This is a genomic window from Noviherbaspirillum agri (assembly GCF_054780595.1).
In genome coordinates, this window is record NZ_BAAGWA010000009.1 from 93,369 (window position 1) to 107,236 (window position 13,868).

The window sequence follows — 13,868 nt, forward strand, 5'->3', positions numbered from 1 at the left end:
TCCAGCCTAATGGCAAGGAGGTGGCATTCCAATGGACAAGATGGGCTGGCCGCGACTGGCGCGCATTGTTTCTTCTCTTCAGTATTTCTGGCGGCTGGCCATTCCCTTGTGGATCTTCCGTGATGCGGGTCGTGGCACCGCGGAACAGCGGATTGCCAATTACCGCTACAACCGTTCCCAGCGCAAGATCCTTCCCTTCTATGTCTGGAAATGGGTGGGCATTGCTGCCTGCCTGCTGCAACTGACCCGGGTGCTGTCGGATGTCATGTCATCCACTTCGATGGAATCGACAAACCACTTGTGCGCTGCGCTTGCCTGCATGAGCGCCGGGATCGGGTTTGCTTTTTCCTGCGTTGTGATTACCGTTTTGCTGGCGAGTTATCTCTACCTGAGTTACGTAAAGAAATAAGCCCGCATCTCCGGTTGGAGAAGCGGGCTTTCAACTGACGTGTTCAATGCCATGACAACGCACCATGACAACGCACCATGACACCGCACTGAGGCCGGACCATGGCTGTCGTGACAGGCGGCCATGGTTGGCGAGCAGGATATCGGCTTACGGCTTGCGGCCGATGAAGCCGCCAACGATCGTAACGCCGGATGCTCCCTGCAGCTGGAACGTTCCACCCACTTCTTTGGCGTCAGCACCGAAGTAACGACCACTCACCCCGCCAATCAGTCCACCCGAATTTACCTCACCGGTGAAGTAGTTCGGCGTATTCGTGTTGGCGTTATTGACGTTGATTGCACCTCTTGCTGCCGTCGCGCTGAAAGCAGCAGGCACCGGAATGACACTGCCTACGCCGCCCACTTCAACGTACCGTCCCGTATCCTGGATCGAGATGCTGGCATTGCCGGTGGCGTAATCCACCGTGACAGTTGCGCGCCCCTCAAACGGATCCGGGTCCACCTGTGCAGGATCGGCGGAGCTGGCAAATCCATACACCGTTCCCGTGTAGGTCGCCGTACCGGAGGTTGGAACTGCATCAGGACTGGAGACATTACCGAACGCCACAATGCCCCGGCGCTTCTTGTTATGTTCAATCCTCGGCTCGGTCGTCCATTCAGCAATGTTGACCGTATCCTGCGAGTTCCAGGCAGTCATATTGGCGAACTCATACGCGATATTGGTGAAACCGCGATAGCCCTTTGTTCCTGATGCCGGTTCGGTTGGCGCATCCAGGTCGCCGTCCTCATGCTCACGCCCTGCTTCCGCCCAGTCAGCGCGGATACCACCGGCAGCACGCCATCCGCCGTCCAGTGCACCCAACAGGTTGTTCTTGATCGGGCTGCTCGCACGATAGGTGTTGTTAGCGTAATTGGCTTGTGTGCGGCGATCATAGAAAGTCACATCCGTACCTGCACGCAACGGCTCGACAACAAGTGCTCGCGTGTCAGGATTCAGGACAACGCGGCCCGGCTCGGTTGCGAACGTTTCGATGATCAGCGGACGCGTCGTCGTGCCGTCCCACTTGAGCCCGAAGTCATTCAGCAGCAGGCCCACACGGGTGACTTCATTGGTGGCATTCTTCGCGACTCTTACCTCGGCAACGCCGTTTACTTGCGCGGTGGCTGCGGACGGTATGGCAAAACCGCGCGGATTGGTGACATCGGTTCCAGCCGGAGCAGGAGGAACAGCGGTGTCAAGCGTCAGGTCGCTGGTGGAAATACCGAATACCTGCACGCCGGAGCGAGTCAGCATGACGCCATTGTCGGTTTTAAGCACGGTACCGCCACTGCACTGGTATTCCGCGCCGTCCACGCACGACATGGTCAGTGTTGTGTCCGGCGTAGAACCACCTCCACCGCCTCCACCAGGAGGTGGATTGGTTCCGCCGCCAGGCGGAGGATTGCTGACGCCGCCGGTAGCTGGGGGCGGATTATCACCACCGCCCCCGCCGCCACCGCCGCAAGCAGAAAGAACACCGGCCGCGATCAGCGCCAGGGCGATCGGCTTGATATTCGTCGACACACGATTGTTCAATAGTTTTTTCATTCCGGACCTTTCATTCCATACAAAGCGATTGCTGCATTCCGCGCGAGATGCGCATTGGAGGTGCGTTAAACCAATCCGCACAGCATCAAGAAGGGACTCAATGACTGCGACGTCGATGACAGAAGCGGGAGCTGCGATGAGAGAGAGCAAGCCCCTCCCGTTTCGATGTTCATCTTGCAATGTTTGGTGATGGTGATATTTGATTAACCTTAAGCAGGAATGTGCTCTGGTAAGGAATGCCACACGACATGCAGAAAGTTTGTCCGACCACAAAAGAGCATTCCTTGTGGCACGAGGGGATTTTGTATGTTGGCAAGTCCGGCTATGATTGCCGTTCCCCCTTGCTACTTTTTTAGGACTTCACTATGTCGAGAACCAAGATCCTGCTGGATGAAGCGGACATTCCCACTCACTGGTACAACGTCGTAGCGGACATGCCAAATCCGCCTGCACCGCCGCTCGGCGCGGACGGCAAGCCGCTGTCGCCGGATGCACTGTCAGCCATCTTCCCGATGAGCCTGATCGAGCAGGAAATGGCCACCGAACGCTGGATCGAGATTCCGGAAAAAGTACGCGAGATCTACCAGCTGTGGCGCCCGACGCCGCTGTATCGTGCACACCGCCTGGAAGCGGCACTCGGCACGCCGGCAAAGATCTATTACAAGTTTGAAGGCGTGTCCCCCGCCGGCTCGCACAAGGTGAATACCTCGATCGCACAGGCGTACTACAACGCCGAGGCGGGCATCAAGCGCATCGCCACCGAAACCGGCGCCGGCCAATGGGGCAGCTCGATGGCGCTGGCCGGACAGATGTTCGGGCTGGAAGTGCGCGTGTACATGGTGAAGGTCAGCTATCACCAGAAGCCGTATCGCCGTTCGATGATGCAAACCTGGGGCGCGGAAGTGTTTGCAAGTCCGTCGGAGCACACCAATGCCGGCCGTGCCGCGCTCGCGGAGAATCCAGACAACCAGGGCTCGCTGGGTCTCGCGATTTCCGAGGCGGTGGAAGAAGCCGCATCGCGCGCCGACACCAACTACGCGCTGGGCTCCGTGCTCAATCATGTGTTACTGCACCAGACCGTGATCGGACTGGAAGCGAAGAAGCAGTTCGATATTGCCGGTGACTATCCCGACATGATCTTTGCACCATGCGGCGGCGGTTCCAACTTCGGCGGCGCGGCCTTCCCGTTCTTCGCCGACAAGGCAGCCGGCAAGAACGTGCGGCTGGTCGCGGTGGAGCCGACCTCCTGCCCGACATTGACGCGCGGCCATTATGCCTATGACTACGGCGATACCGCGAAGCTCACGCCGATGACGCTGATGTACACGCTGGGCCATGACTTCATGCCGCCGGGCATCCACGCAGGCGGACTGCGTTATCACGGTGATTCCGCACTGGTGTCGCAGCTGTATCACGAAAAACTGCTGGAAGCGGTGGCCGTGCCGCAGTTGGCGACGTTCGAAGCCGGCGTGCAGTTTGCGCGCACCGAAGGCATCATCCCTGCGCCGGAATCGAGCCACGCGATCGCGGCCTGTATCGCCGAGGCACTGCGCTGCAAGGAAAGCGGCGAGGCGAAGACGCTGTTCATCAACCTGTCGGGCCACGGCCATTTCGACATGGGTGCGTATGACAGCTACTTCAGCGGCAAGCTGCAGGACTATGCATATCCGGAAGAAGCGATCCAGGCAGCGCTGGCGCGCCTGCCGAAAGTCGGTTGATTCCTTGAAGTATCTTGCGTCGGGGCGACACCGCTCCGGCGCAATTACCTGCGCCAGCTGCACAAGTTGATGGCGTGTCGTCCAACGCGTCTACGCGGACGGCACGCACACGATGAAAAACGTGCGGGCAATAAAAAACCGGCTCGTGGCCGGGTTCTGAAGTCCCATGGTATGGGTTGGGGATGGGCCCATACTACACCAGCCGCAAAACACAATGCAAACCAATTGACGGAATCCGCCCCCCGGAAAACTCTGCTTCTCCTCTTCCTTGCATCGGTCAAGGAATCCCTGCGACGGCAAAGGATCAGAGCGGAAAGCACATGACAAGGCGAAGGTTCAATGCATTGCAGCACTCATTCAAGCAATCGCTGTGTCCGTGGTGAGCATCCAACATTTGTCGCGCACACGACATTCCTGCGGCACCTTGCAGCTCCAGACGTGCCGCACTACCGCAATGAAGGAGTCCATGCTGATGGCCAACAGTAACGCCGACAGAAACGTGTTACCTGCATTGCTTACTTCCGTTCCCTCATGCAGTTGATTGGTCCGCACGCGCAGGAGATCCTGAAGAATCCGGGTGCATTCGCGCTGCGCACGCTAAAGTCCTTCCGTGCCAACCAGGGTCTGCTGCTGGCTGGCGCGGTCGCCTACTATGCGCTGCTGTCCATCGTCCCTCTGCTGATCCTGACGGCGATTGCGCTGTCGCATGTCATTGACGAGGCCGAGTTGCTGGCGACGATTGCCATCTATCTCGAGTGGCTGATACCGGGGCAGTCGAAACCCATCGTTGCGGAGCTGGCGAACTTCCTGGAGCACCGCGAAGTCATCGGCTGGGTGCTGCTGGGCACGATGATATTTTTCAGCTCGCTCGCGTTCACCGTGCTGGAAAACGCGATGTCGGTCATCTTCTACCACCGCGTTGCCATCCACCGCCGGCACTTCCTTGTCTCGGCCATACTGCCCTACTGCTACATCCTGCTGCTGGGTTTTGGCTTGCTGCTGGTAACACTGGTTGCGGGCAGCCTGCAGGCGATGGGCGAGGAAAGCTTGCGCATCTTCGGCCGGACATGGGCGCTCGACGAAATTTCCGGCGCCCTGCTCTACCTGCTCGGCCTGGGCGGTGAAATATTTCTTCTCACGTCCGTTTACCTGGTGATGCCGGTCGGCCGCCTGTCGCTGCAGCATGCGTTGATCGGTGCAATCAGCGCGGCCCTGCTGTGGGAACTGACACGCCACATTCTGGTGTGGTATTTCGCCACGCTGTCGCAAGTCAATGTCGTCTATGGTTCGCTCACAACCGCCATTGCAGTGCTGCTGACGCTGGAGATTGCGGCGACGCTATTGTTGCTGGGCGCACAGGTGATCTCGGAGTACGAGCGTGCCGCAAGGGGCGAAATGGATGCGCCGATCAAGGCGTTCCGCACCGACTAGCGCCCTTCATTCGCACTTATTGTTCTCGCTGCGGTCAGATTGATGCCTGGAACCACGACCGACGGAGGATAACGATGAGCAATACCCTGGTGAGAGTCTATGACACGTTGGCCAACGCGGAAAACGCACGCAATGCACTGCTTGCTTCGGGCTTCTCCTCTGACTGCGTGCATCTGAGCTCGAACGCGGATGAGGCCGGCCCGGTCCAGGGCAATTTTGCGCTGGAGTACAAGGATGCGGACAACGACACTGATCGCAGTGCGCTCGATTCCCTGCTGGACCGAGACGATCCGAATGAAGGACTGGGCCGTCAGGAGGTGGCATGGCGCGGCAACTACCTGCTGACTGTCGACGCCGCAGACGATGAGCAATTTCATCGAGCATCCGACATCACCGGCAAGTTCGGTGCGCGGGAGGGTGGCGGCACGCTGTCCTGAACCCCGGCGACATGGCGAGCAAAACGCATCTGCATCGCAGAAGCGCACTGCCGGCTGCGCCAGTGATGCTTGCCTTCATCCTGACAGCTCTTGCACCTTTCGCCGATGCACTGGCACAGCAGGAGATCTCCAGTTTTGCCTTTGTACATGAAGATGCTTCGATGACGGTGGGCGGCCAGCGGGTTCGCCTGTTCGGCATCTACGTTCCGCCGACAGACCGCACCTGCAATACCTTCATCCGTCCGATACCGTGCGGTACGCGCGCGTCGCTGGCGCTCGAATTCAAAGTGTCCGGGGACTTCGTCCGGTGCCAGCCACGCAGCAGGAATGCCGACGGCAGCATCAACGCAAGCTGCAAGGCGGGCAACGACGACCTGAGCGAATGGATGCTGCAGCGGGGATGGGCGGTGGCGCTGCCCGATGCGCCCTTCCACTATGCTGCGCTGGAGAAGATTGCACGCTCCAAAGGCATTGGCATTTGGGGCATTGCTATCGACAGGTGATTCCAGAGTATTTTTTCCCTGAGCGTAGGCAGCTGACGCAGTTGCCGGTAGATTCCAATCCTGCGGGCACGGTCCCTACGGAATCAAGAACGGATTGGCAAACGCCGGAGGATTCTCCAGCACCTGTTCGAGCATCTTCGCCAGCGGCAGGATCACGTCGTCATCCTGCCAGTAGGCCGTATGCGACAGCGGCGTAAAGCTGGCTGCCCAGCCGAGGATGCCGCGTCCGACATTGACCTCGTGATCTTCCACCAGCGTTTCGTATCCACCACGCAGCGGCTGCAGCGGCCATCCGAGCGGGTCATGCCGGTCGTACAGGTTCAACCATCGGAATCCCGCGGTGGGCGGCTTGATCGGCTTGATATGCATCTGCTTGTGCGCGGCGACGAAGATCGGGATATTGCATCCTGTCGTCACCAGACCAACAACGGTGTTCCCGGCGAGGAACCATTTTTCCGCATCGGTGAGCGGCTGTCCGTTGTCGCTGATGCGTGCGATGAATGCATCGAGGTTCTTCCAGATGCCCGCCTGCGGACCAGGTATGCCGGGATTGCGCGCGGCCTCCTCCGCCCGCTGTGCATCGTACAGATAGCTGGAAAACACCTGCCCGCCGAGCGACTGCGCAATCACCACCACCGGGCCGTTTCCCTGCATCTCGCGCCGTGCGCTCAACAGATGGCGGGCGATCTCGACCTGCGCATCTTCGTACACCGAGCCGTCCATTTCCTTGCGATTCTCCAGCCCGGCCGCATCCGCGATGCCGTACAGGAAGAACTGGCGCAGCTCCTTGAAGCGCAATGACCGCTCCTGTATGCGTCGCCAGACTTCTTCCTGATTTTGCTGCAAGGACTTCTGGTAATTGACGGCCCGAAAAGCAAGGTCCGCCATCCCCGTGCCGAGGCGGTTGGCAACACCCGCTTTCAGTTCGACGAAGTAGTTGTCGTCGGCCTCGCCCATGCCATGGAGCGTCAGCCATGCGGCTTTTTTTGTCATTGTTTTCTCCAGCTGCAGTGATCCAGGGGAAGCTTGCCGTGCGGGTCAATCAGCCATGGCGCTCGTGTCTTCGCCGGTCGTTGTGCCGCCGCTCCACCATATCCCAGCCGATTTCCTTCCGGATCTGCTCCGGGTCGTGCAATGGCATGCGTGCATTCTGCCGGCGCTCAGTCTGGCGGCGCTCCATGTATTCCCTGACTTTTTCCTTCGCCTTCTCCGGCGGATCCATGTGTGGCATAGGGGCATCATTCGTGACGGTTGCATGCGCGGCCACGCCGCGCGCTCTTTCAGCGTAGGAGCTGGGCGCTTTCAGCGATTGAGGCGACACAAAGGCTGTTGAAGTCGGGTTTCGTGTCATCAAGAGACAGATGTTTGATGCGCATGGACACCTTAGTCAGGCGGCGTCCATGCCTCGACCATAAAACGCCCGGCCGGGTCCACTTGCACCCGGTAGAGATAATCAAAACCTTCCTGCAGCAGCGGACGCTCGAGGCGCTTCAGGGTGCCGAGCACGCCCCTCACGGGAACGACCGCCTTGCCGTGGCGCTGCTGGTTCCATGCCAGCGCACGCTCGACCACCGGTTCGAAAAAGTAGCCCTGCACGAGGAAGCCGCCTTCCCGTGCCCGCGCGATGTATTCCGCCCGCTCGATACGCAGCACGTTCGTGTTGTCGACCACGAAGCGCTGCTGCGCCCTGACGCAGGCATCAACCAGCAATCGGGCACGATGGCGCGTCTTGAGCATGTCGAGGTTGATCCGGATGTGGCTGTCGAAAAAGCGCTCACGGTAGAACGTACTCTTGCCCGAGCCCTGAATGCCAATGAAGATCACCGCTTCCATACGCCCCCGCCACGCTCGATATGTCCTGGATACGGCCAGCTGCACGAGTTCAGGCTGATGTACGGCGTTCAGCCCGGCCGCCTTCATCATCAGCCGTCATACGCCGTGCAACGATCGTAGCCGCCAAAGCGCGCTTCAAGCTTCCTGCCGGCGTGGAACAGCGCCTGCTCGTTTCCCACGGACGCAACCAGCTGCACCGCAACCGGCATGCCGCGCTCGTCCCTGCCGACCGGGACAGTGAGCGCGGGAAGCCCGAGTACGTTGACCATGGCCACATAGGGCATCACCTTCAGGAAGCGGCGGCGTATTGAAAAAATCTCCCCATAGACACCGCCGTGCGGCAGCGCCGCGCTGTGATAGACCGGCAGCACCAGCACCCGCTTGTGCAGATAACGCGCCATGGCGGCATCGGCTTCTGCCAGTTCGGCAAGCAGCGCGGACCACTTCTTCCCCGATGGCCGGAACATCGACGCACCAATCAAGGCCCATGTGAGGTAGCGGTGATAGGACGAGCGATTTCTTGTCACTTCCTTCAGGTACTCGGCCCACGGGCGCGGCGCATCGTTGTCGAAGGCGAGCCGCGCGATGCCGGCGCCACCATCCACCGACATCACCTGCTGCCACCACAAGGCCATCTTGTCGAACAGAGGCGGCGCATCCTCGGCAACGCCGCCCTGCTCCCGGAAAAAGCCACGGACCTCGTCCAGCAGCCCCTTGGACGCACGGTCCAGCGGATAGGACGCATGCGCGGGCGGGATGACGATGCCGAAGGCGTCTGCATCAACAGCCTTAGCCGGATGCTCGGCAATGATGGCGTTGAGGAGTTCGGCATCATCCACCGATTTCGCCAGCGCTCCGATGCCAAGCATGCGCGCCTGCCATGGATTCTCGACAAAGGGGAAATGGCCATCCTGCGGCACCTGCCTGTCCCCCGAGCGAAAGCCCACTACGCCATTGAAGTGTGCCGGGAAGCGGATCGATCCTCCGATGTCCGAGCCCAGTCCCACGGCCGCGCCGCCGACGGCAATCAGCGCCGCCTCGCCGCCGCTGGAGCCGCCCGTCGTGCGCGACAGGTCCCAAGGGTTGTTGCTGCGCCCGTACAGCTTGTTGTCCGTCTCCTGGCAAAAGCACAGCGTCGGCGTATTCGTCTTGCCCAGGATGATTGCGCCCTCCTGCCTGAGCCTTGCAACCACCTGCGCGTCCTGCGTTGCCCGATGCGCGCGCCGGTGCAGCAGCCCGCCGGTCGTCTTCATCCCGGCCACGTCGAACGCCTCCTTCATCGAAATCGGCACACCGAACAGGCGGCCGCTAACTTGACCTTGCGCACGAAGCACATCGGCGCGCGCGGCTTCCTCGCGTGCTGCGTCAAAACGATCTTCGACGAGGCAGTTCAAATGCGGATTTGCGCGCTGCAGATGGGCGATACAGGTGTTGGTCGCGTCGAGCGATGACAGCGTACCGGCCTTGATTTCTGCCACCAGCGTCGTCGCATCCATGTCGAGAATGGCACGGTCCATTGGTCTCCTCCGGGAATGGTTCTTTTCTTGCAAGATAACATTTCCCGGGCTCAGCCTGCATGGACAAATAGCAAGCCGCAGTCACCCTGCGCGCCTTGGGAGGGCCTTGGGAGGTTTCGGCATGACGCCTGCATGGAGACGCATCGGGAATCTCCACCACATTCCGGCGGCAAGGGCTGCTCCCGGCAGGAACAGGATGCCATTCGTGCGGCGTCAGGCAATGCCCGGGCCGATTCTCAATTTAAGGCGGGAATCGAAGTGCAGTCGCGATCCGATCGCCGGATAGTTCCTGTTCTTGTATGAGAATCCGGCCACTTCCAGCAGGCCGCCGTCCAGTGTCTCGCAGTCCTGCTTCAGTACGTAGGTCAGCTGCGCCTCTCCGCTATCCTTGCCGACGCGCCTGGATTGTGGCTCTGCCAACATCGGGACAGGCTGCCCTTGCTGGGTCGTCACGCGAATCTGCGCATTCGCATAACCGGCATCCTGCGGCACGGTAATGCGCAGGTACGACAGTTTTTCATTGACAAAGCCCACCGGAAGAACCGGCGGAAACGGAACCCAGACAGAAGTCATCGCGGTTGCCAGCTTGTCCGGACAGGAGAATTCAATCGTCATCGGCAGGTCGTTGTGCGGCTTCAACACCGCATGTGCTTGGCCGTTACCTGATTCCTTGTCGGAGAAATAGACCGCCTCTTCCGTACCAGACGTCGTGACGACAGCACACGAAGAAAGCAAAAGCGATAACGCAGGAATAAAACTGCTGCGCATGATTGCACCTCTACAAACACTACGGGACACGCGGCAAGGTCATGCATTGGTGTCCGGAGAGGCATTTGAGATTGCACAAGCCATGCCAGAAAGCTGGTGCCGCAAAACGACCGTGGGAGAGCAAGCAGCGGGCGGGAGGTGCAAGCTGAGAGCACGATCCCTGTAACTTCTTCACCTGATGCGCAATATCGGGATAGCGCGGAGGGGGAAGTTAGCCCGCAGTTCGGGCGAACCCGGTGATCAGTCCCCACATTCACGCTGCAAATGTTGCAGCACCAAGCGGCAGTGTTGCTAGCGATCCTGCGAAACCCAGCGATAACTGCACTTCAGGCAAGCATGGTCGGGCTCACCACCGCTGAAAGGCTGCATCATGCATCCGGCCAATACCAGCTCGTTGCGCTGGAAAGCCTCCCACTGCGCCTTGCTCGGGGAGCCCCACACGAGCGGCACCCCTTCGTTCTCGCCGCAAGATGGACAGGTTTCCTTCATCGTTGTTTTCATGTTGTCCGCCAGATATTGGAACATCTTGTCACAACGACCGCGCCACATCCACTCGCGACGCAAACAAACTTCAGTGCAGGAAGTCCTTGCCGCCGGCAAACGGTTCCATCACCGCCCCCTCTGCTACCGGCATCTGAAGCTCTGCCCCGGCTTTTCGGGTGCTGTTGCGATACATCGCCGCGCCAATGAGGATCAGCCGCCGTAGATCGGCTTCGGTGATATAGCCGGACATCAGCGACACGGTATGGGCGAAGATCTCTGCAACATTGTCCGGATCGATATCCGCTGTTTCGAGGGACTTGATCTGGGCAAGAATTTCTGCGGAGTCCATTCTGTCTCCTTCGACATATATATGTATTTGTATTACCGGCAGGCGGACTGCTTGCCGTACCGGCTGAGGTATAAATTTGATCGCCTATGGAACGCACACTGGCTCCATCGTGCGCATCACTTGCCAGGCGCCATGCCGGCACCGGCACACAGCATCCTTCCTGTTACTGCAGTTTTTGTGAGGCAGGAAAAAATAATTTTTCCCTGCGACGAATTGCGCTTGCGTAAAATCTCGATCCATTGCAGCGCACGCAACGCGGCACGGAAGGGAACGACGGCTTCCCGATTCCTCGCGACGTATCCAGTACTCAAGCAAGAATGTCGCCAATTGCGGCCATTTGCGTCATGCGCCACGAACGCCTACCCGAACAACCCTCTGAAACGCCGAAAAAATGATTGATCCGACGGATTCGGTAACCCGGTCCATTCCCCATCCCGTCCGCCTCGACTTCACCTCGGACAACCGCACCTATAGCATTGCACTGGACCGCGACCTGTTCGACCAATGGAGCGTTACCCGCTCCTGGGGCGGCAAGCACAGCAACCTCAGGGGCAGCCGGATCACGCACGTCGATTCCTTCGAAGCCGGACTCGCCCTGCTCCAGGCAATCAGCAAACGCCGTGAAAAAGTCGGCTACCGGATGCGCGCGCCGCTGGTCGGCCTGGCGTAACCCATCCCTTTTCAAACCTGGCGGGACGGGACCGCTGTAGAGGCGCTTCCCTGTGGCCCGACGCGATAGAGCGACCCGGCGTTCGCCGATGCGACCCGCACCGTTTCCCTATCTGTGATTGCTCGACATCTTGCTGGCGGTGTAGATCGAATACAGGGCCGACAATCCCACCAGCATATACACAACGCGCGACAGTCCGGAGCCTTCACCAAACAACGTCGCCACCAAGTCGACATCAAACAGGCCGACCAGCCCCCAGTTCAACCCGCCAATGATCAACAGTGTCATTGCGATCCAGTCCACCGCTCCCATCCGCTTGGCATGCGTGCCGGAAGACACTGCATGGCTGCGGCGATCCGGAATGTGGCGCCGTTCGGTCATGTTCGGATTCATCGTATTTGCCATGGCATAACTCCTTGCAAAAGTGAGTGAAAGACCGGAATCGATGCTGCACATCGCTCCGGAACACTGTGTCGATTGCTACGCAAGGTGTGTGCCTGTTTGTCTGGTGTGCCGACGGCATGCTGAAGGCGTGCGTTCTGGCCGCAAGATCAATGGGGGTCACTGTGGAGATCCGCTTCGATGACGTCACAGTCATCAATGAAATGGTATGGGGAGGGAACACCCCAGCGGCGCTCTCCGGAGTGCTGTCAGCTGCTTTCCTGGACATGAGCAGCAGAGCCATGCACGTCGCTTCTTTCGACGCCGACAATGCGAAAAGTCTGGTTGCCGGAGGCGACCGCCGCCGTTCGACTTGACGTCAGTGGCTTGCAGGCAACCTTGTCGCCGCCCGCGTCATCAACTACCGTCACGCTCGTTGCCGCCGCCACCGATATACCGCGGATCCGGTGCTACGTAGACGTCTACTCGATGGTCGAGCATGTTGGGTGGCGCAACCCGGTTCAACTCGAACGACGAAACGCCTTTCGCCACATTGAATGCCCAGGCAAATGACTTCCCGCCGACCACGAAGTTAACAATATCGCCGCCGGTCACATTGACCCATCTGGTGCCCGGTTCGATGACAATTGTCGTCGAGGCAGAAGCCGGCGGCGCGGGGTCGCCAAGCAACGCGATCGGCCGTTCGGCCGGCAGGTAAGCACAAGCGGACAACGCGATCGCGAATATGAAGGTAGTGACGCGCGGCTTCATTTTCTGCCCTCTCCTTAAGTCGGCAGCACCGCATTTGGACATCGCCGTCGTCGCGTCCGTTCGTCAGCGCCTCACAGCAAGCCATCCGCTCAGCCGCTATGCAACTACGTTGTTGACACGAGATTGCAGGCAGGCGATCTCTTGTTTAAAGAAAACCAGAATTCGTCAAAGCGCTCCGGCAATCATCCGAATAGACAAATAAACACGTCACCTCTATCCTTTGATGCACATAGGAAATTGTTACCGTATGCGCTTACTTTATTCCCTCACATTCCTTGGGTTAATCGCCTCCGCACAACTAGCCGCTTTTGGGCAACAAATTAACAAATGCGTTGTGAACGGCAAGACGATTTACTCTGATGAAGAATGCCCACATAACGCTGTACGTCGACCAGTTGAATTGCATCATGCGGCAGGCGTCGTCTCCCCAGATCGAGATACCGTCACGGACACAATGAACCGCATCCGGGACGAGAACTGGGCGAATGCTGTTCCCGGGAGGTCGATTACACGCACCACGACACGCAACGGTCAAACGACAACTCGCACCTACGATAATCCCTTGCCTCCGCCGCCTAGCCCTCAGCACAGAAGCAAGAAGGCCACATGTGACGCCATTTCGGCTCACATAGATCACTTAGACTCGATGGCGCGACAACCGCAACACGCAGCGACGCAAGATTGGATTGCCCAAGAGAAAGCGAAAGCACGCTCTGAGCAATTTCGACTGATGTGCCAGTAAGAAGAGATACTGCAGTTTGAATAGCGCAATCTGAATCTATAGCGCAAATAAAAAGGCCTCCGTTCTGGAGGCCTTGTCATTACTGGCGGAGAGGGGGGGATTCGAACCCCCGATAGGCTATTAACCTATACACGCTTTCCAGGCGTGCGACTTAAACCACTCATCCACCTCTCCTGGATTCGGGTTCGCCTTCGCGAAGCCGCACATTATAGCAAAGATCTTCGCGACCATTGCAAGTTTTCATGTTGCAGTAGAAAAAATGCAGAAAA

At 59.0% G+C, this 13,868-nt stretch carries 17 protein-coding genes and 1 tRNA gene; 7 read left to right on the forward strand and 11 right to left on the reverse strand.

The genetic code is table 11. The annotated features are described in order from the left end of the window. Positions 1 to 31: 31 nt before the first annotated feature. The gene (locus tag ACYVIA_RS15760; protein WP_460842405.1) at positions 32 to 409 is read left to right on the forward strand and encodes a hypothetical protein; all 378 of its coding nucleotides are present in this window, start codon (positions 32 to 34) and stop codon (positions 407 to 409) included. A 147-nt stretch (positions 410 to 556) separates the two neighbouring features. Here ACYVIA_RS15760 and ACYVIA_RS15765 read toward each other — a convergent pair whose 3' ends face one another. Next, entirely contained in the window at positions 557 to 1,996 is a 1,440-nt protein-coding gene (locus tag ACYVIA_RS15765) for a HupA family protein (RefSeq protein ID WP_460842407.1), read from the reverse strand. A gap of 365 nt (positions 1,997 to 2,361) precedes the next feature. Here ACYVIA_RS15765 and ACYVIA_RS15770 point away from each other — a divergent pair, with 365 nt between their 5' ends. The 4 genes from ACYVIA_RS15770 (at position 2,362) to ACYVIA_RS15785 (ending at position 6,085) form a co-directional block, all read left to right on the forward strand. Next, positions 2,362 to 3,714 carry a TrpB-like pyridoxal phosphate-dependent enzyme gene (locus ACYVIA_RS15770; RefSeq protein WP_460842410.1) on the forward strand — a complete coding sequence of 451 codons (1,353 nt, stop codon included), beginning with the start codon at positions 2,362 to 2,364 and terminating at the stop codon, positions 3,712 to 3,714. Between the two features lie 531 nt (positions 3,715 to 4,245). Continuing rightward, on the forward strand, positions 4,246 to 5,145 hold the full coding sequence (locus tag ACYVIA_RS15775) for a YihY/virulence factor BrkB family protein (protein WP_460842412.1): 900 nt from the start codon (positions 4,246 to 4,248) through the stop codon (positions 5,143 to 5,145). A gap of 74 nt (positions 5,146 to 5,219) precedes the next feature. Beyond that, positions 5,220 to 5,582, forward strand: a complete 363-nt coding sequence (locus tag ACYVIA_RS15780; RefSeq protein ID WP_460842414.1) for a hypothetical protein — start codon at positions 5,220 to 5,222, stop codon at positions 5,580 to 5,582. Positions 5,583 to 5,593: 11 nt separating this feature from the next. Beyond that, positions 5,594 to 6,085: a thermonuclease family protein gene (locus ACYVIA_RS15785; protein WP_460842416.1), complete on the forward strand. Its 492-nt coding sequence runs from the start codon at positions 5,594 to 5,596 to the stop codon at positions 6,083 to 6,085. Positions 6,086 to 6,160: 75 nt separating this feature from the next. Here ACYVIA_RS15785 and ACYVIA_RS15790 read toward each other — a convergent pair whose 3' ends face one another. From ACYVIA_RS15790 to ACYVIA_RS15820, 7 genes are all read right to left on the reverse strand, one after another. Next, the gene (locus ACYVIA_RS15790; protein ID WP_460842418.1) at positions 6,161 to 7,078 is read right to left on the reverse strand and encodes a hypothetical protein; all 918 of its coding nucleotides are present in this window, start codon (positions 7,076 to 7,078) and stop codon (positions 6,161 to 6,163) included. A 49-nt stretch (positions 7,079 to 7,127) separates the two neighbouring features. Next, on the reverse strand, positions 7,128 to 7,316 hold the full coding sequence (locus ACYVIA_RS15795) for a hypothetical protein (RefSeq protein WP_460842419.1): 189 nt from the start codon (positions 7,314 to 7,316) through the stop codon (positions 7,128 to 7,130). A gap of 152 nt (positions 7,317 to 7,468) precedes the next feature. Next, the gene (locus ACYVIA_RS15800) at positions 7,469 to 8,008 is read right to left on the reverse strand and encodes an AAA family ATPase (RefSeq protein ID WP_460842421.1); all 540 of its coding nucleotides are present in this window, start codon (positions 8,006 to 8,008) and stop codon (positions 7,469 to 7,471) included. Continuing rightward, on the reverse strand, positions 8,008 to 9,435 hold the full coding sequence (locus ACYVIA_RS15805; protein WP_460842423.1) for an amidase: 1,428 nt from the start codon (positions 9,433 to 9,435) through the stop codon (positions 8,008 to 8,010). The genes ACYVIA_RS15800 and ACYVIA_RS15805 overlap by 1 nt, the downstream gene beginning before the upstream one ends. Before the next feature lie 213 nt (positions 9,436 to 9,648). Further along, the gene (locus ACYVIA_RS15810; protein ID WP_460842425.1) at positions 9,649 to 10,203 is read right to left on the reverse strand and encodes a hypothetical protein; all 555 of its coding nucleotides are present in this window, start codon (positions 10,201 to 10,203) and stop codon (positions 9,649 to 9,651) included. Positions 10,204 to 10,494: 291 nt separating this feature from the next. After that, on the reverse strand, positions 10,495 to 10,704 hold the full coding sequence (locus ACYVIA_RS15815) for a hypothetical protein (RefSeq protein ID WP_460842426.1): 210 nt from the start codon (positions 10,702 to 10,704) through the stop codon (positions 10,495 to 10,497). A gap of 70 nt (positions 10,705 to 10,774) precedes the next feature. After that, positions 10,775 to 11,035, reverse strand: coding sequence for a hypothetical protein (locus tag ACYVIA_RS15820; protein WP_460842428.1), 261 nt, complete (start codon positions 11,033 to 11,035; stop codon positions 10,775 to 10,777). A gap of 391 nt (positions 11,036 to 11,426) precedes the next feature. Between ACYVIA_RS15820 and ACYVIA_RS15825 the strand changes: the two genes are divergently transcribed. Then, entirely contained in the window at positions 11,427 to 11,705 is a 279-nt protein-coding gene (locus ACYVIA_RS15825) for a WGR domain-containing protein (RefSeq protein ID WP_460842430.1), read from the forward strand. A gap of 108 nt (positions 11,706 to 11,813) precedes the next feature. Here ACYVIA_RS15825 and ACYVIA_RS15830 read toward each other — a convergent pair whose 3' ends face one another. Continuing rightward, a complete protein-coding gene (locus ACYVIA_RS15830; RefSeq protein ID WP_460842432.1) occupies positions 11,814 to 12,110 on the reverse strand; it encodes a DUF378 domain-containing protein in 297 nt (98 codons plus the stop codon). 65 nt (positions 12,111 to 12,175) lie between these two features. On the opposite strand from ACYVIA_RS15830, the gene ACYVIA_RS15835 reads away from it, so the two are divergent. Next, positions 12,176 to 12,463, forward strand: coding sequence for a hypothetical protein (locus ACYVIA_RS15835; RefSeq protein WP_460842434.1), 288 nt, complete (start codon positions 12,176 to 12,178; stop codon positions 12,461 to 12,463). 40 nt (positions 12,464 to 12,503) lie between these two features. On the opposite strand, the gene ACYVIA_RS15840 is transcribed toward ACYVIA_RS15835, so the two are convergent. Next, positions 12,504 to 12,857 carry a CzcE family metal-binding protein gene (locus tag ACYVIA_RS15840; RefSeq protein WP_460842435.1) on the reverse strand — a complete coding sequence of 118 codons (354 nt, stop codon included), beginning with the start codon at positions 12,855 to 12,857 and terminating at the stop codon, positions 12,504 to 12,506. Positions 12,858 to 13,682: 825 nt separating this feature from the next. Next, positions 13,683 to 13,773, reverse strand: a tRNA-Ser gene (locus ACYVIA_RS15845). Between the last annotated feature and the right edge of the window lie 95 nt (positions 13,774 to 13,868).

What these genes read in the sequence shown, in the direction of transcription:
- ACYVIA_RS15760 (WP_460842405.1), top strand. Translation starts at nt 32, where the DNA reads ATGGACAAGATGGGCTGGCCGCGACTGGCGCGCATTGTTTCTTCTCTT.
- ACYVIA_RS15765 (WP_460842407.1), bottom strand. Translation starts at nt 1,996, where the DNA reads ATGAAAAAACTATTGAACAATCGTGTGTCGACGAATATCAAGCCGATC.
- ACYVIA_RS15770 (WP_460842410.1), top strand. Translation starts at nt 2,362, where the DNA reads ATGTCGAGAACCAAGATCCTGCTGGATGAAGCGGACATTCCCACTCAC.
- ACYVIA_RS15775 (WP_460842412.1), top strand. Translation starts at nt 4,246, where the DNA reads ATGCAGTTGATTGGTCCGCACGCGCAGGAGATCCTGAAGAATCCGGGT.
- ACYVIA_RS15780 (WP_460842414.1), top strand. Translation starts at nt 5,220, where the DNA reads ATGAGCAATACCCTGGTGAGAGTCTATGACACGTTGGCCAACGCGGAA.
- ACYVIA_RS15785 (WP_460842416.1), top strand. Translation starts at nt 5,594, where the DNA reads ATGGCGAGCAAAACGCATCTGCATCGCAGAAGCGCACTGCCGGCTGCG.
- ACYVIA_RS15790 (WP_460842418.1), bottom strand. Translation starts at nt 7,078, where the DNA reads ATGACAAAAAAAGCCGCATGGCTGACGCTCCATGGCATGGGCGAGGCC.
- ACYVIA_RS15795 (WP_460842419.1), bottom strand. Translation starts at nt 7,316, where the DNA reads ATGCCACACATGGATCCGCCGGAGAAGGCGAAGGAAAAAGTCAGGGAA.
- ACYVIA_RS15800 (WP_460842421.1), bottom strand. Translation starts at nt 8,008, where the DNA reads ATGATGAAGGCGGCCGGGCTGAACGCCGTACATCAGCCTGAACTCGTG.
- ACYVIA_RS15805 (WP_460842423.1), bottom strand. Translation starts at nt 9,435, where the DNA reads ATGGACCGTGCCATTCTCGACATGGATGCGACGACGCTGGTGGCAGAA.
- ACYVIA_RS15810 (WP_460842425.1), bottom strand. Translation starts at nt 10,203, where the DNA reads ATGCGCAGCAGTTTTATTCCTGCGTTATCGCTTTTGCTTTCTTCGTGT.
- ACYVIA_RS15815 (WP_460842426.1), bottom strand. Translation starts at nt 10,704, where the DNA reads ATGAAAACAACGATGAAGGAAACCTGTCCATCTTGCGGCGAGAACGAA.
- ACYVIA_RS15820 (WP_460842428.1), bottom strand. Translation starts at nt 11,035, where the DNA reads ATGGACTCCGCAGAAATTCTTGCCCAGATCAAGTCCCTCGAAACAGCG.
- ACYVIA_RS15825 (WP_460842430.1), top strand. Translation starts at nt 11,427, where the DNA reads ATGATTGATCCGACGGATTCGGTAACCCGGTCCATTCCCCATCCCGTC.
- ACYVIA_RS15830 (WP_460842432.1), bottom strand. Translation starts at nt 12,110, where the DNA reads ATGGCAAATACGATGAATCCGAACATGACCGAACGGCGCCACATTCCG.
- ACYVIA_RS15840 (WP_460842435.1), bottom strand. Translation starts at nt 12,857, where the DNA reads ATGAAGCCGCGCGTCACTACCTTCATATTCGCGATCGCGTTGTCCGCT.